This window comes from Ensifer sp. ENS02 (assembly GCF_014851885.1).
Taxonomy (GTDB): Bacteria; Pseudomonadota; Alphaproteobacteria; order Rhizobiales; family Rhizobiaceae; genus Ensifer; species Ensifer adhaerens.
The window spans coordinates 1-566 of record NZ_JACVAO010000071.1 but is presented as its reverse complement, the minus strand read 5'-3'; the positions used below and the strand labels follow the sequence as shown (position 1 = coordinate 566).

The window sequence follows — 566 nt, the reverse complement described above, 5'->3', positions numbered from 1 at the left end:
CCGGCCAAACAGGCACCGGAAAGACGTGGATTGCCTGTGCTTTCGCGCGACAGGCCGCCCGCCTCGACTATTCGGTGCTCTACGTTCGAATGCCGCGACTGTTTGAGGACCTCGCACTCGCCAGGCTGGATGGACGCTTTCCGCGCCTCGTCGACAAGCTTGCGCGCGTTCACTTGCTGGTGCTGGATGACTGGGGGACCCACACCCTGAACGATCGACAGCGCCTCGATCTGCTAGAAATCTTCGAGGAACGATATCGGCGGAAATCGACCCTGATCACGGCTCAGCTTCCCGTGGCGGCCTGGCACGAAATGATCGGAGAGGCCACTTTAGCTGATGCGATTTTGGACCGTATTGTTCACAACGCACACCGCATAACGCTCGAAGGCGACAGCATGCGGAAACGAAAAACACCGACGCTCTTGACCGGCGGCGAAATAACCGAAATCAATCACCCGTAACAGCAACCAGGCAACCGGAATTCGATCGCACCCGTTGTCCGCGACTTAGCGAAACGCTTGTCCGCGACTTGCTGAAATGAATGTCCCGATTTACCGAAATCCGCA

1 protein-coding gene is annotated in these 566 nt (G+C 57.6%); it reads left to right on the top strand.

Annotated features, from left to right (window positions below):
* Positions 1 to 461, top strand: a 461-nt coding sequence (locus IB262_RS35480; protein WP_192494583.1) for an ATP-binding protein, incomplete at its 5' end; no start/stop codon positions are given.
* Between the last annotated feature and the right edge of the window lie 105 nt (positions 462 to 566).